The organism is Mucilaginibacter sp. 22184, assembly GCF_052045695.1.
GTDB lineage: Bacteria > Bacteroidota > Bacteroidia > Sphingobacteriales > Sphingobacteriaceae > Mucilaginibacter.
Genome location: NZ_JBQEPI010000002.1, coordinates 62,521 through 83,584, shown reverse-complemented (window position 1 = coordinate 83,584; position 21,064 = coordinate 62,521). Strand labels below are relative to the sequence as shown.

At 40.7% G+C, this 21,064-nt stretch carries 10 protein-coding genes; 9 read left to right on the top strand and 1 reads right to left on the bottom strand.

All coding sequences use genetic code 11. The features are described from left to right. Positions 1-340 precede the first annotated feature (340 nt). Positions 341-2,431 carry a hybrid sensor histidine kinase/response regulator gene (locus tag ACTJKG_RS05635; protein ID WP_253952136.1) on the top strand — a complete coding sequence of 697 codons (2,091 nt, stop codon included), beginning with the start codon at positions 341-343 and terminating at the stop codon, positions 2,429-2,431. Between the two features lie 84 nt (positions 2,432-2,515). Here ACTJKG_RS05635 and ACTJKG_RS05630 read toward each other — a convergent pair whose 3' ends face one another. Beyond that, positions 2,516-4,141: a gliding motility protein RemB gene (locus ACTJKG_RS05630; protein ID WP_172333284.1), complete on the bottom strand. Its 1,626-nt coding sequence runs from the start codon at positions 4,139-4,141 to the stop codon at positions 2,516-2,518. Between the two features lie 468 nt (positions 4,142-4,609). Here ACTJKG_RS05630 and ACTJKG_RS05625 point away from each other — a divergent pair, with 468 nt between their 5' ends. From ACTJKG_RS05625 to ACTJKG_RS05590, 8 genes are all read left to right on the top strand, one after another. Continuing rightward, positions 4,610-7,627 (top strand): glycosyltransferase family 117 protein, encoded by a 3,018-nt coding sequence (locus ACTJKG_RS05625; RefSeq protein ID WP_440738579.1) that lies wholly within the window; start codon positions 4,610-4,612, stop codon positions 7,625-7,627. Between the two features lie 120 nt (positions 7,628-7,747). Beyond that, complete coding sequence (locus ACTJKG_RS05620; RefSeq protein ID WP_440738578.1) at positions 7,748-10,345, top strand: DUF3857 domain-containing protein; 2,598 nt, start codon at positions 7,748-7,750, stop codon at positions 10,343-10,345. 448 nt (positions 10,346-10,793) lie between these two features. Beyond that, a complete protein-coding gene (locus ACTJKG_RS05615; protein ID WP_440738577.1) occupies positions 10,794-12,029 on the top strand; it encodes a Pycsar system effector family protein in 1,236 nt (411 codons plus the stop codon). A gap of 20 nt (positions 12,030-12,049) precedes the next feature. Then, positions 12,050-14,095 (top strand): polyphosphate kinase 1, encoded by a 2,046-nt coding sequence (ppk1, locus tag ACTJKG_RS05610; RefSeq protein ID WP_440738576.1) that lies wholly within the window; start codon positions 12,050-12,052, stop codon positions 14,093-14,095. Continuing rightward, positions 14,082-14,975: an SdiA-regulated domain-containing protein gene (locus tag ACTJKG_RS05605; protein ID WP_253952137.1), complete on the top strand. Its 894-nt coding sequence runs from the start codon at positions 14,082-14,084 to the stop codon at positions 14,973-14,975. The genes ppk1 and ACTJKG_RS05605 overlap by 14 nt, the downstream gene beginning before the upstream one ends. Before the next feature lie 4 nt (positions 14,976-14,979). Beyond that, positions 14,980-15,603: a phosphatase PAP2 family protein gene (locus ACTJKG_RS05600; RefSeq protein WP_172333289.1), complete on the top strand. Its 624-nt coding sequence runs from the start codon at positions 14,980-14,982 to the stop codon at positions 15,601-15,603. Positions 15,604-15,797: 194 nt separating this feature from the next. Beyond that, positions 15,798-18,152, top strand: a complete 2,355-nt coding sequence (locus ACTJKG_RS05595) for a GAF domain-containing protein (protein ID WP_440738575.1) — start codon at positions 15,798-15,800, stop codon at positions 18,150-18,152. A 53-nt stretch (positions 18,153-18,205) separates the two neighbouring features. Next, complete coding sequence (locus tag ACTJKG_RS05590; protein ID WP_440738574.1) at positions 18,206-20,794, top strand: BamA/TamA family outer membrane protein; 2,589 nt, start codon at positions 18,206-18,208, stop codon at positions 20,792-20,794. Positions 20,795-21,064: the final 270 nt, after the last annotated feature.

Sequence of the window (21,064 nt, the reverse complement as noted above, 5' to 3'; positions counted from 1 at the left end):
TGACCTGGTTATACCTAAAAATCAATCCAAAATAATATTTCAATTTTTTTTCTGCTGTTACTATTACCCAATATTTAACCGTTGGCGGAGTTTTTAAGTGGTATCTACAGCCCGCATAACCATCCATTTTTGGCCTTCTGGTTTTCGTTTACGAGCTATACTTTTATTTAATGGTTTATATTTTAAACTTATTCTCATAAGAAGTTAAAAATATATCTTCCCCGGTTTTAATAAGTGTTATTATTGCCCTTAATTTTTCCATTTAAATATCGGCATCATACTTGCTTAGGTTACTGCTTTAATGAAATCTACATATACTCAAAAAATCTCAAGGAAGATCATGCTGGCGTTTTTGGCATTGATCATTATCCTTGCCATCATCGCGCTTTTTGTACGTAATTCTATTTCCAATAAATTACAGGACCTTTCAAAATTAGCGCACGATGTTGAATATGATCAGTCAAGACCCCAACAAGCCTTGTTATTATTGCATGAGGCCGAAGATGATTTTCAGGAATCGTTATTAAGTGCCGACGACGAAAAAAGTAAAGCATACAAGTTAAAACTCTCACAAGCGTTTGACCTGATAGATACGCTGCTTAGAGATCACAGTAATATACCGGGCTTAAGCGACGAGCAACATCAGAAAGTGCTGTTTTGGCGCGTAAAAAAACTGGAATTATCGGGCAAGTTATATGAGCTTAAGCATAATTTTGATTCCCTGCTTACTGTTTATGCCGATTTTAATGAGGCTACTGGTAAAGAACCGGTTGTTATCACCACGACCACCGGGCCCAAGAAAAAAAATGTAGAGAGTAAATCTGATACCATAAAAAAAGATATTGTTGGTAAAAAGAAGGGCCTTTTCGGACGAATCAAAGACGCTATCGTTAATAAAAACAACAATACATCCTCCAGCATTATCGTGGTTAACCATAGCCGCACAAACTTATTGGTCGATTCGGCAACCCGTAAAGTGGCTTACCGCGATAAAAAGAACTTTAATCAAAAGTTAAAGCAGTTACAGGAGCGGAATATCAAATTACTGGCTACTCAAAAAGATCTGACAGCCCTTAATATTCATATCCGTAACGAGATGGAGAGTATTATAAACGGTGTAAAGGATATCAATTACAATATGGCCAATGAGTTTAAAGGGATGACATTTAAAAGTTACCAGGAAACAACCCGGCTAATCAATAATTTTTATCTGGCGGCTCTTTTCTTAGTACTGATATTTGCTGCGTTGCTCATTGTATTTATCCTTAAACTGGGTGTATCTGAAACCCTGCTACGACAAGAAAACGAGCGTTCGGTCACCATTGCTCAGCAGAAAATGGATCTGCTGCAGCATATGAGCCACGAAATACGTAACCCACTTACCGCTATAAAAGGTTTTCTGTATATATTCAGTCAAACTAATCTTTCGCCACGGCAGGCAGATATGTTGGGCTCCATCAGGCTTTCGTCTGATATGCTGCTGCGTACATTGAATGATACGCTCGATGCCGCTAAAATGGAGAATAGCGAGTTTAAGATAAACCGCGATCCTTTCAACGCTGATTTTGTATTGAAAGAGGTGATAGAGAGCATGGAGTTTAGTGCCACCAAAAAGAAACTCAGCCTGGCATATCATTTTGAAGGCGATAAGGGTGCCCTGATTTTGGGCGATAGTTTCAGGCTTAAACAAGTGATGGTTAATTTGCTAAGTAATGCCATTAAGTACACCGATACAGGCAGTGTTACCGTAAAAGCTTCCCTGGTACAGGTAAATAAAGAAAGCAGGTTGACGGTTGACATCATAGATACGGGTGCAGGTATAAGTACAGAGCAGCAGGCAAACCTTTTTTCTAAATATTACCAAACCAACTCCGCGAAAGGTCAAACAGGTACCGGGCTTGGGCTTTATATCTGTAAGCAGTTGGTTCAGTTGCAAAAAGGACAGATCAGTGTAAAAAGTGTGGCCGGAAAGGGAAGCACATTTAGTTTTTATATACCTTATGAGGCGGGCAACCTGGTTGCTGATAAACAAAAAATAGATGATCCGCTATCCTTGCTTAGCGGTATCAGTATCCTTGCTGTAGACGATAACGAGCTTAGTTTAATGTTTCTGAAAATGATGACCAGCAAATGGAATATTAAATTTTATCAGGCCAATAACGGAGAGGCTGCACTGGATATCCTGGCTAAAGAATCCATTACTGTTATTCTAACCGATATCCAGATGCCTGCCATGGATGGTCATGAGCTTATAGCCGCTATCAGGCATTTAAAAGCCCCGTTAAATAAAGTACCGGTTATTGCTATCAGTGGCACCTCAAGACCATCAGATGCTGAAAAGCTTTTCAAAAAAGGGTTTTCAGGTTTTTTAAGCAAACCATTTGCCGAGGCAGAACTGGTACGGCAGATTATCATCGCTTTGAAATTGTGAGATTTAGCATCAAGTAGTTAGTATCAAGATTTTCGACTTATTGATATCTTGTCTAGCTACTTGATACCAGCTACTTTTCCTATCTTAAAAGTCATGATATAAATTCCGGAAGCCACTCTTTAAACCGAATGTAAATAAGGTGGTTTTATTATCATTCAGCGCATTCTTCTCTTGGCGGTAAAGGCCGCCAATTTCAATACGGAGATTAGTTTTAGGATTTACCAGGAATGATATGGTACCTTCACCATAATAAAGTTGTGTACTGATGCCCTGGCCAATAACCGGAGTTGGGTTAGGGTTAACCGGGTATGGCTTTGTCAATAATTTTCCGTTATTATCCGCCGCATTAGCATCAAGTCCGTATTTACCATAATCAACCTGGCCCTGAAAATCAAACCGGCCGATAGAGTAGTTGATGATACCCAGAAACTCTCTGAAATTGGCTCCGAATGGGTGAGCAAGCGGATCTCCAAAAAAGGTGTAATTATTAAGCACCTGCGTATTGGAGTAGGTGTACGGTTTCACGGTATTAAACTCAAAAAGATAGTTTAAACGGTTAACCTTAAATATGTCGGCCCCGCGTATACCCAGTTGTACACCATTGGTATTATCCAGGTTATTGCCCGAAAAGAAGTTGTTGAATTTAAACCTGTCGAGCAGTAACTGACCATAAATAGCCGTTTTATCAAATATCTTATACTTGCCGGTAAAGCCTACAAATACATTGTCTCTGGGTGAGCCAGACGAGCCTAAACCGCTGGAAAACACCAGTGGATTGATAAAGTTTACATCAAACCCGCGCCTGTTGCCCTGTGCATCGGCTTCCGGGGTGATGAGCGCGTTGAAGAAACCCAGCGATACACGGTTGCTTACGTTCCAGTCTACATAATGAAACAGGGCCCACTTGCGCCTGTTGCTTCCCAACTGGTCAAATTTTGGCGCTTTAAGGTCTTCCAGATAGGCCCAGGCCATCATATACTGTACACTGCCAAGGTTAGCAGTAACTCTTAACAATGGCATATTAGCAGCATAGTCTGAAAGTAGTAGCGATCTGTAGCCATCACCTACAAACATTTTATCCTGTCCAAGGGTAATGTTCAGTTGTTTTATAGGCGTGTAAGATGCGATAGCTGTAACGTACGACCAATCCTGAGAGTTCTGTGCCTGGCCGTTATAGTGGCGGGCATAAGCCTGGCCGGGTACAAAGGCGTTTGCATTTACAACATCGTTATAATAATCCGGAAACTTGGCCTGGTCTTCAAATCCACTGGTGTAAAAGGAGAATTTTGTACCCACCGTACCGCCAAACTGAAAACCACGGGCATTTAAATAGGTGGATCGTTTGCCCGAAAAATCTCTGCCCAGCTGCAGATCGGCAATAACATCACCGTAAAAAGTATAATCTTTGGTTTGTACATCAAACAAATGTTCGTTAAACAACTTACGGCTAAGCCAGGTTTTACGTTTGTCGCTAACGCCTATGTTCATTACAGAATCATAGGTGCCATTGATCACACTGTCTATCAAAAAAGGGCGTAAGGATGTATGAAATGAGCTTTTTACACTATATATATCACCGTTAAATTTTTGATAAAGCAGATAGGATTGTGGTAAATAAACAGATTGTGCATGGCTTGTCTGAACCGAAAGGAGGAGTATCCCCGCTAACAAAAAAAGTTTTATAGATTGAACGAAGTAAAGTTTTTGCATCACAACAAAGTAAGCATTATTTATATTAACATGAAAATTGGATCAGCGCTTAATTGGCTAAGGAAATAACCCCCTTATTTGTTTCACAAAATAACATATTAATGCTTGAGTTTCGATTTTTAGCGTAAACATTTTTTGAGTAAGGGCTTTTTATTATAGTAGTTCCAGATTTATAACTATCTGAAAGTATGATTGATCCGCTTATAGGAAGTATATATTCTATACTCCAAAAATCTTTAATCTTTTGATTGTAAAAGTTAATTTATGTTAAATTTGGTGACACTAAGCTGATTTCTTTTAATAAGCTATAAAAATCCTGATATTTGCGCGCTTATTGGCTCAATTGTTCATTGGTTGTTGAACGAATAGCTTTGCATGGTTATTCATATACATCCCGCTAATGAACATGGAACAGATGCACCAATAAACTAATGGACAAATGAACTAATGAACCCATATATAATATAAATGCAATACAAAAAAATCAATAACCTTTTAGGCTGGCTTTGCTTTGTTATAGCTTCTGTTACCTACATTTTAACACTGGAGCCCTCCGTAAGTTTCTGGGATTGCGGCGAATTTATTTCATGTGCTTACCGTTTACAGGTAGCCCACCAACCCGGTTATCCTGTTTTTGCTATGCTGGGCAAATTATTTTCGCTGTTATCCTTTGGCGATAATACCAAGGTTCCTTATTTTACCAATTTAGGTTCGGCAGTAGCCAGCGGTGCTACTATTATGTTTTTGTTCTGGACGATAACCGCCCTGGCCAAAAAGATGCTTTTAAATAAACGTGATGATGTGGTTGAGCAATCAAACCTCATCCTGATCATGGGAGCAGGGCTGGTTGGCGCATTAGCCTTTACCTATACCGATACCTTTTGGTTTTCGGCTGTTGAAACTATCGTATTTGCATTATCATCACTATGTACCGCCATTGTATTTTGGGCCATATTAAAATGGGATGCTCACGCCGATGAAAAAGGCGCCGACAAATGGCTGGTTTTTATAGCCTACGTGATCGGTTTATCTATTGGTATCCACCTGCTTAACCTGTTAACCATCCCGGCTATTGCCATGGTATACTTTTTCCGCAGGAGCAAAAATATTACAGTTAAAAACGGTATACTGGCATTTTTAGCAGGCGTTGTTATCCTGGGGCTGGTACAATACGGCATCAGGGGGTATACTATCAAATTCGCGGCTTATTTTGATCTTTTCTTTGTGAACTCACTGGGATTGGGCTTTGGCAGCGGAGCATTTTTCTTTATCTTATTAATTGTTGTAGTGCTTGTGGGTGGTATTATATATAGTATCCGCGCTAAAAAGCCAACGCTTAATCTGGCTTTATTATGTGTGGCCTTTATATATTTTGGCTACGCGGCTTTTGCCTATATCCCCATCAGGGCTACTGCTAATCCCGATCTGAATAACTCTCACCCGGATAACGCGTTTACACTTTATGGCTATTTAAACCGTATCCAATACGGCGAAACACCATTATTAAGCGGCCCATATTATGATGCTACCGTTACCGATCAGAAAGAAGGCAGTACCATTTACCGTAAAGGAAAAACAAAGTATGAAAATGCCGGTAAAAAGATCGAGACTGAGTATAGCCATACTACGCCATTCCCGCGCATGTATAGTACCGAACCTAATGACGTTCAGTTTTATAAAGAGTGGCTGCGTATTCCGGATGGCCAGGCGCCGGGCTTTGGCGATAACCTGAAATTTATGTTTAGCTGGCAAATGTACCAGATGTACTGGCGCTATTTTATGTGGAACTTTGTGGGCCGTACCAATGACGCCGACGGGCAAACGAGCACTGGTGGCATTGATGGAAACTGGACTACAGGCCTTTTTGATAAGAATCTACCCAAATCATTATTACACGGAACCACCTATACACCGTTATATGCGCTTCCACTTATTATTGGCTTAATTGGCGCGTTTTATCACCTTAACCGTAAAAAGAAGGATGCGCTTATCGTATTATTGTTATTCTTCTTTACAGGGCTTGCTATTGTGCTGTACGTTAATCAGCCATCTATACAGCCACGTGAGCGTGACTACTCATACGTAGGTTCTTTTTATGCATTTGCTATCTGGATAGGTATTGGTGTTATTGCCATTGCCGAATTTGCCCGTAAATATATCAATGCTAATACCGCCGCTATCGGCTCAACCGTAATCTGTTTATTATTGGCGCCGGTATTACTGGCCAGCAAAGAGTGGAAAAGCCATGACCGTTCAACCAAGTGGACCGCCCATGACATGGCCTATAATTACCTGATATCGTGCCCGCCAAATGCCATATTGTTTACTTATGGCGATAACGATACCTACTCTTTATGGTATGACCAGGAAGTGGAAGGTATACGCCCGGACGTACGCATTGTTAACCTGAGCTTGTTTACAGGCGATTGGTATATCCGCCAGATGCAGGGAAAAATGAACCAGTCGGAACCATTGCCTATCACCATGCCTTATGATAAATATAAGGAAGGGGTGAGGGACATCATTTATTACAATGATCGTAAAATAGCCGGACCTGTAGAAGTAAAAGAGGTTTTCGACTTTATCTCTTCTGATGATAGAGCGACGCAGGTGCAGTATCAAAGTGGCGATTGGGGTAACTATTTACCAACCAAAAACTTTAAGATCACTATTGATCCTGATGAGGTGATTAAAAATGGTGTAGTAGCGGCTGATCAGAAAGATAAGATAGCCAAGGTGATGGATTGGAAATATACCTCCAACTACGTTACTAAAGATAACCTGGCCATGTTGGATATTTTGGCCCATAACCATTGGAAAAGGCCAATTTGTTTTACCACCACTATCGGTAACGATAACCTGATAGGTTTACAACCTTATTTGTATAAAGAAGGCTTTACCTACCACCTGATCCCTTTTCAAAAAGATACCACCAAACGCGATCAGTTGGGCAAAACCAATACCATGGTAATGTATAACAACATCATGAACAAGTTTAAATTCGGCAACTTTAAAAATGCTCGTTATCTTGATCATGAGTCAACATCCATGTTTTACCCGGTGATGGCCTCTACCTTTATTGATCTGATACAAAACCTGATGCAGGAAGGGCATAATGGCCTGGCGCTGAAAGCGCTCCATAAGTACGATCAGGAAATGCCCGATATTACGCCATATATTGATGTGGCCGGTCGTAAATTATTTCTGGCCCAGCTGGCATTCCAGCTTAATGATGTGGTTCTTGGTAAAAGACTTACTGCCAGCATTGATGATTACGTGACCGATCAGTTAGATTATAACTATCATTTGTTATCAGATAACTCCAGTAACGTAAACATGCGCGATGTGCAGATCAGTTTGCAATTGCTAAACGGTATAGCCGATTTCACCAAAGAAAACAAGCAAACCGATATCAATAAAAAGGTATCAGCGCAATTGAATGATTATATGAAAAAGTTTGCGCCAATCTTAGGCAGCGGACAATAGTATACTTTCAACTATATCAAAAAGCCATCTCATTTTGTGAGATGGCTTTTTTTATAAGCTTTTTTGATATTTTAAATAAATATCAAAAAGTCGGGTTCTTTGTTTATTTTCAATGCCTGTATGTCAAAGTGTTTAAAAATATACCTAACCTTAATTTTTTGCCTGCTATTAGTATTGTTTAAAAGTCAATTAGCTAAAGCAGGTACCCCCGTTATACATCAATCGCCCAGGCCAACATGGTTAAGCAGCGTTAAAACTTATGATCAGAAGCCATCGGCACGAACCATTGAAAGAGGCTTTTTTTATGCGTTGATAGAAGAACAGATCCAGGTAGAAAAACAGGCCGATTATCATCACGTGATCCGCGAAATTGTATCAGACGCAGGAATTCAAAATGCCTCGCAGATATCTATCAGTTTTGACCCGGCCTTTGAACGTCTCGACTTTCATGATATCACCGTTTGGCGCGATAATAAACCACTAAACCGCTTAAAAATATCGGCGTTTAAAGTGCTGGCCGACGAAAAAAACCTCTCTGATTTTTTATACCAGGGTACCTTTTCGGCTTTATGCATATTGGATGATATCCGCAAAGGCGACCGGATCGAGTATTCCTATACACTTACCGGTCGTAACCCCATTTTTAAGGGTAAATACTGCGATAATATTTATTTTCAATGGTACACGCCCATAGCTCATCAGTATACCGCTGTTATCACGTCGCCACAAAGAAAGCTCAATTTTAAATATTTCAATAAAACACCCAAAGTAACAGTTTCTGAAAACGTCGGACTTAAACAGTACGCTTATGAAGATTTTCAGATACCGGCAGGTGAGGATGATAATAACCAGCCCGCCTGGTACGATCCGCTGGGGCATGTACAGATCAGTGAATATAACAGTTGGGCCGATGTGGTGGATTGGGCGCTGAGTATTAATCCAACCGATACGCATATCACAGGTGAATTGGCTGACCGTATAAAAAAACTTAAAATCGAGGCCGGTAACGATAAGGAAAAATATTTCAGGGCGGCTGTGCGGACGGTGCAAAATGAGGTTCGGTACATGGGTATCGAGATAGGACAGTACTCGCACCGGGCCAATGACCCTCAAAAAGTATTTAAACAGCGTTATGGCGATTGTAAAGACAAATCCCTGTTGTTGGTATCCATGCTGAATGCCAACTGCATAGAAGCGCATATGGTGCTGGTAAATGCCAGCCGCAATGAACATATAGCCGACTATATACCTACCTACTATGCTTTTAATCACGCTGTAGTAACCGCTAATGTTAATGGCAAACAGGTTTGGGTTGATGCTACTATTGATTACCAGGGTGGTGAAGGCACTGATATTTACTTCCCCGATTATGGGAGGGGACTGGTATTAAAAGCAGGTAATAACGCTTTAACAACCATACCGCCTTCAAAAACAGGCAAGATCACCGGTAAGGATATTTATACCATTAAAGATGAAAAATCGCCGGTATTACTTACTGTTAAAACGGTGTACACCGGCAACCATGCAGATAATGTACGCGATAGATTAGCCTCTAACAGCACTGCCGAAACTGAAAAAAGCTACCTGGAATATTATGCTAAAATATATACCAAAATTGAGCGTAAAGATTCTTTAGCCATATCAGACGATCTCCAAAAGAATATCATCACTACTACAGAAACTTATTTGATCAATAATTTTTTTAAAAAAGACTCCACAACCAACCGCTTAACCGGGGGGCTTTATGCCTACAGTATATCGGAAATGTTTCCATCCATTACCGGGCAAACAAAAACTCCCGTATCATTAAGCTATCCATACAATTTGGAGTATACACAGCAGATAATACTACCAGGCGGCTGGGATATAACACCTGATAGCGCCTCCATCAACAGGGATTATTTTCGTTTTTCCTCAAATCGTAATGCTGTTGGCGATAGCTTATTTTTGAAATACAAACTTACATTTCTGAAAGACAACGCGCCTCTTAATAAGCTCGCCGAATTTAAAGGTGATATTAAAACAATCAATAATGAAGAGCTTAGTTATAGCTTCTCTTACATTGGCGCAGGTTCTGCATCATCAGCAACTGCCGTTAACAGCTTTCTGATCATACTGACTGTTGTACTGATAGCAGGATTTGTTTTTTTATGCATGCGGATATATCAGCGGGAAACACCGGCCATAGTTTTTGCTCATGGCTCCGGCTTTCATCCTATTGGCGGTTGGCTGGTATTGGTGACTATAGGCTTGGCATTAACCGCTTTAGCGGCAATTTTTCGCGAGTTTTCGGATCATATTTTTAGTCTGCATACCTGGACTCTCTATGCTGGCAGCCGGCACGAGTTTAATTATAAACTGGCGCTTGTATATCAGTTGGTAGGTGATACAATATTGGCTGGTTATGCCATATTTTGCCTGGTATTGCTGCTTAATAAGCGAGACATATTACCATCTTTCATCATCGGGTATTTTATATATGGCTTGATCTTTTTTACCTTAAAGATCATTGTTGTGCAGCCGTTGCACAAAGCGACCTTAACTAATGATAGTATCTCGGTAGCGGTACGTTCGTTTGTGGTAGCAGTTATCTGGATCTCTTATTTCAAGAAATCAACCCGGGTTGCCGAAACATTTATTGTGCCGTATCCTCCATATAATTACAGTTATGAAGGGCCCGAAACGTTTGCTAAAGAACAGCCACACCAGGAAGGGTAAAAACGCCCTGGTATACTCTCTATACAGATCTTTTACAGGTTGACCGAGGTGATTTTTATGCCTTCTATGTATTCTGCAGGGTATTTCGTATATTTGTATATATAACGGCCTTGCTTTCTGTTTAACAGAAAGCAAGGCCGTTCTGTTAAAGGATAAAACCGACCAAAAATAGAGACTGTTTTAGATTTACTTATTTGAACATCAATTATCAAATACTTTTTAAAGCTTTCAGAACCCGCTGAAAATTTGTTAAAATGGCATTAAAACTCCATTAAACTGAATATTTATCGGCTGTTTTTAGTCGTTTTTGAACAGAAAAGTGTTAAAATTATGGGTTTAAAAAGTTTTCGGGCGGGTGCATTCTATAATATCCAATTAACATTTAGCGGCCTGCCGGAAATATTAATTTTTAAAATAAATTTGATTACTTTAACCATAAAAAGCCATCATGAAATTTCAACAGTTGTTAGAAGAGGTAAAACATTATGTCATATCATATTTTGATGTGCATGATGATCCCGAACTTGCATACCATAATCTTAAACATACTAAAGACGTAGTTGCTGCTGCTACTCAGATAGCCAACCACTACCAGCTATCTGACGAAGATTTTTTTATAGTGCTTTCCGCAGCATGGTTTCATGATACCGGCTACTTTGTTGATAAAAGCAATCATGAAGTGAAAAGTACCGAAAATGCAACCCATTTTCTGAAACAACAAAAGGTAGATAACGCGGTAATTGATAAGGTAAATGCCTGTATCATGGCTACCGAAATGCCCCAAAAACCAACCAATCTGTCGGAAGAAATTTTGTGCGATGCCGATCTGTTTCACCTGGGTACCGATGATTTTAGAGAAAAAAGCAAGCTGATGCGCAAGGAGTTGGAGGCCTGCAGGCGCATCGAAATTAATAAAGACACCTGGCGCGAGGGTAATATTAAACTGTTAGAGTCGCACCATTACTTTACCGATTATTGCCAACTGCTGTTAAATGACCAGAAGCAAAAGAACCTTGAAAAATTAAAGGATAAACAAAGCGAAGTGGAAGAGAAATCCGAAAAAAAGGAAAAGGCGGAAGGCCGAAATGTGACTGAAACAGATCATGTTGAAGCTGCTCTTGTTAAAGAAGAGGAACATCATGAAAAAAAACATAAAAGTGATAAGCCGGAAAGGGGTATCGAAACCATGTTTCGTATCAGTTCAGCAAATCATCAGCGTTTGAGCGATATGGCCGACAATAAGGCCCATATCATGATCACAGTGAATTCGATCATCTTATCTGCCATTATCAGTTTGGTATTGCGCAAGTTGGATGAGCATTCCAACCTGCTGATTCCTACTTTTATGCTGCTCACAGTAAGTTTAACCACCATGATATTCTCTATCCTGTCCACACGGCCTTCAATTCCGCCGGGTATTTTTTCGCCCGATGATATTGAAAAAAAGACGGTCAATCTACTTTTCTTTGGTAATTTTTACCGTATGTCGTTAAACGATTACAGCGATGGTATGGTAAAAATGATGGACGATAAGGATTTCTTGTACGGTAGTCTTATCCGCGATAATTATTCGCAGGGTGTTGTATTGGGCAAAAAATATAGGTTATTGCGGGTTTCTTATAATGTATTCATGTTCGGTCTTATTATTTCGGTATTGGCGTTCCTGATCTCATCACTGATATAATCTGCTAAACAAACATCTTTATGGATCATTACTCATTTTTTGACAGAGACCTGAGTTGGCTGCTTTTTAACGAGCGTATTTTGCTGGAGGCCGAAAAGGAAGATCTGCCTGTAATGGAAAGGGTGAATTTTCTTTCGATATTTTCTTCAAATCTGGATGAGTTTTACCGGGTTAGGATGCCTGTTATACTGGCGGTTAACAAACTGAGTAAAGGCGCTGCACACGAAAAAGCAGACGTTTTACTGGAAGCCCAGCAACTGATTGAACGGCAGCAGCAAAAATTCGGACAAGTGTTTACTAGCAGGCTAATACCCTTGCTTAAACAAAATAAGATAAACCTCTTGTTCAATGAACCACTTCCGGAAGTGGTGCGGGATAAAGTAACTGATTACTTTTTTAGCCAGGTGATGGCTTTTTTGCAGCCTGTTGACCTTTCGGAGACCGGGAAAAAGTTCTTCCCAGAAAACAACCGCTTATATTTCCTGATCAGCCTGGAGGTGAAGGGTGAAAAGGAAAAAACGATACTGCTTAATATCCCTTCAAATCAACTACCTCGTTTTTACAGCGTATCCGCAGATGATCAGCAGTATATTATATTCCTGGATGATATCATCAGGTTTAACCTTGACAGGCTATTTACCAGCGAAACCGTAAGCGGTTGTTACAGTTTTAAAATAACCCGTGATGCCGAGCTCGACCTCAAAGACGAGTACCACGGCGACCTGTCTGAACAGATCGAAAAGCAATTGTTAAAAAGAGACATGGGCATGGCCACCAGGTTTTTGCACCAACCCGGAATCCCGCTGCGTACGCTACACTCCATCACCGAAAAGCTGGGTTTGCAGGGTTCAAGCGTGGTTGAAGGGGGCGTATATCATAATCTGAAAGATCTGATGAGCCTGCCTGTTAATTTACCTGCTTTGCGTTATACCCGCTGGCCGCCAATTGTCAATACAGGTTTGATAGATAAAGAATCGTTGTTTGATCACATTGCCGATCACGACCATATTTTCCATGCACCTTATCAATCGTACAACAGCATACTCCGTTTTTTTAACGAGGCGGCTATAGATAAGGATGTACAGGAAATCTCCGTGACCCTGTACCGGGTAGCCAGTGATTCCCGTATTGTGAACGCGCTCATCAGCGCAGCTTGTAATGGCAAAAAGGTGAGGGTAATGGTGGAGCTTAAGGCCCGCTTTGATGAGGCCAATAATATTAAATGGGCCAAAAAAATGAAGGCTGCCGGTGTCGAGATAATTTATAGCGATAAGGCATTAAAGGTGCATGCCAAAATTGCTTTGGTAAAAAGATTGGTGAATGGCCGGGTTAAATATGCAGGCTTATTGGCCACAGGTAACTTTAACGAAAGTACCGCCGCTTTTTATACCGATCATATTTTAATGACGGCTAATCCGGCTTTGCTTCGCGAAATGGAGCTGCTGTTTATGTTCCTGGGTAAAAAAGCGAAGACATCCGAAGGGTATCCTATTGATTTTAAGCACCTGCTGGTGGCACAGTTTAATTTACAGCAACGGTTCCTGGAACTGATTGACCGGGAAATAGATAATGTAAAAAAGGGTTTGGACGGTGCTATCACCATTAAGCTAAATAACCTGGAAGAGCGTATATTGATCTCTAAACTATATGAGGCATCACAGGCCGGGGTAAAAATATCACTTATTGTACGTAGTATTTGCTGTATTATACCTGGTGTTAAAGGGATGAGTGAAAATATAACAGTACGCCGCGTTGTTGATCGTTACCTGGAACACGGGAGGATATTTATTTTTCATAACAATAACGAACCGGAGGTTTTCCTGGGTTCGGCTGATTGGATGAACCGCAATATTTACCGGCGGATCGAGGTCTGTTTCCCGGTTTATGATCAGGGTATCAGGGCCGAGATCATGCAAATCATCGATCTGCAGTTAAATGATAATGTACAGGCGGTAATGCTTAATGAAGAGCTGCAAAACATCAGCATCGAAAAGCACGAACCCCTCATACAATCGCAACGGGCTATATATGAACTTTTACAGCACAAAACCGATGAGAAAGTTTAAAAACAACAAAATGAAGGGAAAGACTGCTGCTTTGATCATGATGGTGATTGCTGGTATTGCGGTAGTGTTAGGCATGTCATGCACCAGTAAGCCCGAAGTTATTACAAATCCAAAGGGATACGACCTGAATAAACCGGTAAAGTATAACATGCACATCAATTTAACCGAAATATCGGGCATTGCCTTCCGGCACGGTAAAAGCGATTCGTTATATGCGGAGGAGGATGAGAATGGTAATGTATATTATTTAAAATTAGGCGATAAAAAGGTAAGCGAAAGCCGTTTTGGCAAATCGGGTGATTATGAAGATATCGCTATCAGTAATAATTACACGATCATTTTGCGCAGCGATGGTACATTGTTTACTTTTCCGTTTAACCAGGTAAGGAATAAAGAGATCCAAGATGTTAAGAAATTAAAGGATGTAGTACCTGCCGGCGAGTACGAAGGTATGTATGCCGATGAAAAAGCAAATCGGTTATACATCCTTTGTAAAAACTGTGATGGCGATAAGGGCAAGGTTAGCAGTGGTTATATTTTACAACTGCAAAACGACGGGACGGTTAAATCTGCTGGTGGTTTTAGTGTCAATGTTAAAGCGGTAGAACAACTACTTACAGGTAAAAAGAAAGGCGCATTTCGTCCTTCGGCATTGGCCAAAAATTTAAATACCAACGAGTGGTATATTCTTTCGTCGGTAAATAAGGTACTGGTGGTTGCTGATGCTTCCTGGAAGATTAAAAATGTTTATCCCTTGAACCCCACGCTGTTTAATCAGCCAGAGGGTATTGCGTTTGATGACCAAAACAATCTTTACATATCAAATGAGGGCGATCTGGTAAGCGCAGGTAACGTATTAAAATTTAACTATACAAAGTAATTTAATGATAAAAAACAAAAAGTTTTTCCTGTTTTTAATATGGCTCTTTGTCTTTATAAACACCGGACGTAGCTTAGCACAAAATCTTGATGTTAATATTTTAAAAAGTATTAATCCGAGATATCCAACTTCGCAATATTGGCGCGGTACCAGTAATTCTGCATATTATGTGGCGGGTGCAGCTTCATTTGGTACTTTAATATATGGTTTGGCAAGTGATAATGCCACAGTGAAACATAACGCGGTTGAAACTCTGATCAGTTTGGGCGCAAATGTGTTGGTTACTGACCTGATAAAAATCAGTGTTAACCGTACCCGTCCAGCTGATAGATATCCTGATTTGATATTTGTCAATACCCCTACGCATAACCAATCTTTTCCGTCAGGGCATACCAGTCTGGCCTTCGCAACAGCAACAACATTATCTATGCAATACAAGAAATGGTATGTTACTGTACCCGCTTACGTATGGGCCTCTTCTGTAGCTTATTCCAGGATGTATTTAGGTAAACATTACCCAACAGATGTACTGGCAGGGGCAGCTGTGGGCATTGGTACGGCTTACGCCGGGCATTGGTTTAACCAAAAGTTATTTCAACAACGTCAGAAATCTAAAAAGTTTGATTAATGTATATGTTTGATAATAAGTATAATACCAATCGTTTTAATTACAAAAGCATTACTGACAATTGTGCGTGATAGTTATAACTTTGACAAAATAAATCGTAGAGCCTTTCTTAAAAAGAAATAAGCTGCTCAATCCGGAGAGAGACTGTACCCGTATCTGTCTGTAGTTTTTAACAGGGTAATTTTATAATCACAATGCACACAGAAGTTTTAAATATAAATAAAGATGATTGTTTTTTATGCCAGGTAGATACTTGCCTGTCATTTAATCCGTTCGTGGAGCATTTGCAAGAACGCGTACAAACTGAAAAAACACTTAAAAGTGAGTTTTACAGGTATGTATTGAATAAATTTGAAAATGACACTTGTATAGATCTGGATATGCATCCCGAAGATGCCGAAAAGTACCGGGAAATGCTCGAACTTATCTATAGCATACTTACACCACCAATCTTAAACGAAAAAGAGTTTTTTTGGGCCCTGAGTACACCCGTGCCCGAAAAAATATTTTTCAGTACCGACGCTTTTTTCGATTTCCATTCCAGCAATCATTCCAGCCTGCACGCTGTAAATATGACCCAGGGCGAACTGTTTAGCCAGCGCCAGAAACGGTTCATATACAACCTGATACTTGACCGGCTATACGGCTTCACAACGGTGTCGAAAAATGAATTGCTGTTTACTAATGCTGATCCCGAAACAGGGCTTTCCCGCTATTATAATATCCAAACCAATACGCAGTTTGTTAATGTGAAATTGATTGGCGAGTTACCCGAGATCAATTTTGATGCGATTGAGCCCTATATTAATGACTACGAGGGGATAGATGTTTTAGAAGACATACTGCCGCTTTCTAACTTTAAGTTTGAAGGTTTTACAGTGATAACCCTTACCGATGTAACCTTGCCTCACGCGGTTGAAAGCATCCGCAACGAGCTGGTTAACCATTCCAATAAGGAAGCCGATCAGTATGATCAGATCATCGATTCATTGAAAACGCTTTCTGAAAATTCGGCTATCGAGTTTGGTTTGCTGCCTTTTTTAACAGTCAACAATAAACTGATATTTGATACAAACGAATGTTCGCAAAGCGTACTCATTTCATCGGCGAAGGAGTTTAGCCTGGCAGAAGAAACATTTTATGCCATTACCGACGATTATAAGCAGAATCCCAAGCCTGTATTTTTCCGGTCGCTGACTGATGAGAAGGTATCAAAGCACCCCTTCCTGAATATTTTAAAACAGGCGGGTATCAAGTCGTACGGTATCTTCCCGGTTTATTACAACAAAAAAATGGCCGGTATTATGGAGGTTTATTCTTATCAGGAGATCGTGTTTTATGAAAAGCTGTTGTCGAAGTTACAGGCGGCTATTCCCCTGGTAGCTCAGTTGCTGCAAAACAGCATCGACCAGTTTGCCTTCCGTATAGAAACCATTATCAAAGATAAATTTACCTCGTTACAGCCATCGGTTCAGTGGAAATTTAACGAAGTGGCCTGGAATTATCTGAAAAAGGGCAACCGGAAAAAGAAAAACCAGGAAATAGAGACTGTAGTTTTTGATGATGTGTATCCATTGTTTGGTGCTGTTGACATCCGCAACTCTACTATCGAACGTAATAGTGCCTTGCAGGAGGATCTAAAAGCGTTGCTAACCATTATTATGGAAACGTTAACGGTACTAAAAAAACATATTCATCTCACACTCACCGATAGGTTGATATATAAATGTGAGGAGTGGCTGGAAAAAGTGAACGGCTTTATAACCACCAACGATGAGTTAATGCTGGATGGTTTTCTGCGGGATGAGGTAAATCCCTTCCTTGACCATTTCCGGAAAAACTATCCGAACGAAAAAGAGGTGATCGATCGCTATTTTGATTCCCTTGGTGAAGAAAATGGCCTTTCGTATACCAATAGGCGCAACCTGGAGGCATCTATGCAACTGATCAACACTTCCATCAACCATTACCTGGAGCAGGCACAGGAAGAAGTACAGGGATCGTACCCATGCTATTTTGAAAAGTTTCGAACAGATGGGGTAGAATATGATATTTACATAGGGCAATCTATAGCGCCAGACAAGGCATTTGATGTGCTGTATTTAAAGAATATTCGCTTGTGGCAGCTCAAGTCAATGGCCGAAATAGCCAGGCTTACCCATAGCTTAACCGATCAGCTTTCAAGGCCTTTGCAAACTACGCAATTGATATTTATACACTCAAATCCTATCGATATCAGCTTCAGGAACGATGAAAGGCGCTTTGATGTGGAAGGGGCTTATAACATTCGGTACGAGGTGGTCAAAAAACGCATTGATAAGGTTTTAATAGCCGGCACTATTGAACGTTTAACCCAGCCCGGCAAAATAGCCCTGGTTTATTTTAACCAGACAGAAGCGGCCGAATACATGGAATATATTAAATACCTGCAGGAAGAAAATATATTGCTGGATGACCTGGAAGAGCTTGAATTGGAGGAATTGCAGGGTGTTACCGGCTTAAAAGCACTAAGGGTTGGTGTTAATTACGAAATAGCTTTAGAAAAATAAAACTATTTTTGTAATATACAATGGTTCTACTATTGCTAAACAAAAACCATATCATGCGGCCTGCTAAAAACGTGTTTAAATTATTATTCCTGTTTTTAACGGGAGTTCTCCTGTTAGGTCCGCAATGCTTAAAAGCACAGGTTACCGGCGATAGCATAAAACTGGCCATAGAACCCACCTATAATGATGTAAGCGGGACACACCGGTTTTTCCTGGGCGAAAATTACCGGAAACTTTGGGCCGCACCTGTTAAGCTTCCCATATTTCATATCGCTACAGAAAAAGGGGGCTTAAAAATTCTGCAAAAGGGCGGAGGGCAGCAAACCAAATCATTGCGATTGGAAGACCCTACCGGTCAGCAATGGGTATTGCGTACCATTCAAAAATACCCGGAGAAGGGTTTACCTGTTGATCTTAGGCCTACGGTAGCCAAAGATATACTGCAGGATCAGGTATCGGCAGCACATCCGTTCTCGGCGCTTACGGTACCGCCACTGGCACAAGCATTGGGTGTGCCGCACTCCAACCCCAAAGTAGTTTATGTGTCAGATGACCCGGCACTGGGCGATTACCGGAAAGATTTTGCCAACCAGGTTTTCTTATTTGAAGAACGCGAGCCCCTTGATGCCGACAAGACGGACAATACCCTAAAAGTACAGCGGAAACTGCAGGAAGATAATGACAACCGGGTTAACGAAAAAACGGTTTTAAGGGCACGCCTGCTGGATATGCTCCTGGGCGATTGGGACAGGCACGAAGACCAGTGGCGCTGGGAAAAGATAGATGGCAAGCATGAAACCATTTATGAACCTGTGCCGCGCGACCGTGACCAGGTGTATTACAAAACATCGGGTGTATTACCCTGGATAGTAGCCCATCAATGGTTAAAATCAAAGTTTCAGGGGTATAGCAACGAGATTAGAGATATCAACGGCTGGAACTTTAATGCCCGTTATTTCGACCGTTACTTTTTAAACCAGTTAAGCGAGGATGACTGGAAGGAGCAGATCAGCTTTGTACAATCGAAATTAACGGATGAGCTGATCAACAAGGCTATGAAACTGATGCCCGATACGATCTATCAGCTTTCTGGTAAAGAGATAGCCGCAAAAATGATAGCCCGCAGGAATGGACTTGCCAAACAAGCGTTGGAATACTATCGTTTTATATCTCGTGAGGTAGAGATCCCGGCGAGTGATAAAACGGATCAGTTCACCATTCACAACGAAGCGGATGGTAATTTAACCGTAACGGTTAACAAGATCAAAAAGGATGGCAGCATCGATAAAGTAACCTATCACCGTACATTTACACCTTCGGTAACCAAAGAAGTCAGGCTATATGGTTTCGCCGGTGATGATGTGTTTTCAGTTACCGGCAGCCAGCCTTCGCCCATCAAAGTGCGTATGGTAGGTGGGGATGGTATGGATAGTTTTGCTGTAAACGATAGTTTGCATAATAAGCGCAATTTATATATTTACGACCGATCCGATCAGCAGAATAAGTTACCGCTGTTATCCCAGGCAAAAAATAAAACCTCAACGGATACCGCTGTAAATAGTTACGATAAAACCAGCTATAAATTCGACCGTTTTGAGCCCATTATTTTAGCTAACTACAGCAATGATATCGGCGTATTGCTTATAGGTGGTTTTTCGTATGAAAAACATGGTTTCCGGAAAGAGCCTTATTCTTTTAGGGAGGAATTTTTAACCAACTATTCGCTCGCGCGGAAATCATTATTGTTTACCTATGTAGCCGAATGGAAAAAGCTGATAGGCAATAATGATTTTGGTATCAATATACTGTCGCGGGGGCCAAACAACCTCAGTAACTTTTTTGGGATAGGTAATAATACCGTTTTTGAAAATAAGGATGACCATAAGATATCTTACTATCGTAACCGCTATGATTATGTTACCGGCGATGTTTCGTTACATCATACTTATGGCAACTGGCGCATAAGCGCAGGCATAGCCGGGCAGTTTTATAATAGCCAGGCATCCAACAACGATGAGCGTTTTTTGAATGATTATAACCGGGCATATCCCAATGAAAAAGTATTTGGCACCAAGGTTTATGGCGGAGTAACAGCAAATGCCAGGTTGGATACGCGTAATAAATTGATTATCCCTACACAAGGGGTCTTATGGAATACAACCATCAGCGGTTTTTCGGGTGGTGGCGCTGGTAGTCACAATACTTATGGGCAGGTCTTGTCCGAGTTTAGCTTTTACTTAAATCCCGATAGGGATTCTGTTTTGGTGATAGCTAACCGCACCGGCTTAGGTACAACCGTAGGCGATGCAGCTTATTTTCAATTGATGAAACTCGGCGGGGCGCAAAATTTCAGGGGTTTCCATACCAACAGGTTTACCGGTAAAACCATCGCCTACAATAACCTGGAGCTCCGTTTAAAAGTGCTCGACTTTAGCTCATACCTGTTACCAGGCTCCTTAGGCATTATCGGATTTAACGATGTAGGGCGGGTTTGGCAACCAGGTGAATCATCCGACCAATGGCATGATGGTTACGGAGGCGGTATCTACCTGATACCCGCTCAACTGGTACTGATTGAAGGGGTGGTTGGTTTTTCCAAAGAAGGCGCTTTGCCCTATATATCGATAGGTTTCAGGTTTTAAATAGACATTCTAAAGACTTCGTAAGTCTTTACCCATCATTTTATAAAATAACAAGAGAATAAAAACAGATAACGTTTGGGATGAATTGACACTTAACCGGTAATATTTATGCAAAAAGTGGGTTTACACATTTTTTGCATAAATTTAAATAAGTATTTGATTATCAAATATATAATTCAATGTAAACCGTGAAAAGTGTAAACCATGTAAACCCACTTTTTGGGGTAATAAAGTGATTTTAAGACTTACGAAGTTTTTAAAACTTCGTAA

Bases quoted from the DNA above. Each gene is read 5' to 3' on its own strand.
- ACTJKG_RS05595 (WP_440738575.1), top strand. From the start codon at position 15,798: ATGCACACAGAAGTTTTAAATATAAATAAAGATGATTGTTTTTTATGC.
- ACTJKG_RS05635 (WP_253952136.1), top strand. From the start codon at position 341: ATGCTGGCGTTTTTGGCATTGATCATTATCCTTGCCATCATCGCGCTT.
- ACTJKG_RS05590 (WP_440738574.1), top strand. From the start codon at position 18,206: ATGCGGCCTGCTAAAAACGTGTTTAAATTATTATTCCTGTTTTTAACG.
- ACTJKG_RS05615 (WP_440738577.1), top strand. From the start codon at position 10,794: ATGAAATTTCAACAGTTGTTAGAAGAGGTAAAACATTATGTCATATCA.
- ACTJKG_RS05605 (WP_253952137.1), top strand. From the start codon at position 14,082: ATGAGAAAGTTTAAAAACAACAAAATGAAGGGAAAGACTGCTGCTTTG.
- ppk1 (WP_440738576.1), top strand. From the start codon at position 12,050: ATGGATCATTACTCATTTTTTGACAGAGACCTGAGTTGGCTGCTTTTT.
- ACTJKG_RS05600 (WP_172333289.1), top strand. From the start codon at position 14,980: ATGATAAAAAACAAAAAGTTTTTCCTGTTTTTAATATGGCTCTTTGTC.
- ACTJKG_RS05620 (WP_440738578.1), top strand. From the start codon at position 7,748: ATGTCAAAGTGTTTAAAAATATACCTAACCTTAATTTTTTGCCTGCTA.
- ACTJKG_RS05630 (WP_172333284.1), bottom strand. From the start codon at position 4,141: ATGCAAAAACTTTACTTCGTTCAATCTATAAAACTTTTTTTGTTAGCG.
- ACTJKG_RS05625 (WP_440738579.1), top strand. From the start codon at position 4,610: ATGCAATACAAAAAAATCAATAACCTTTTAGGCTGGCTTTGCTTTGTT.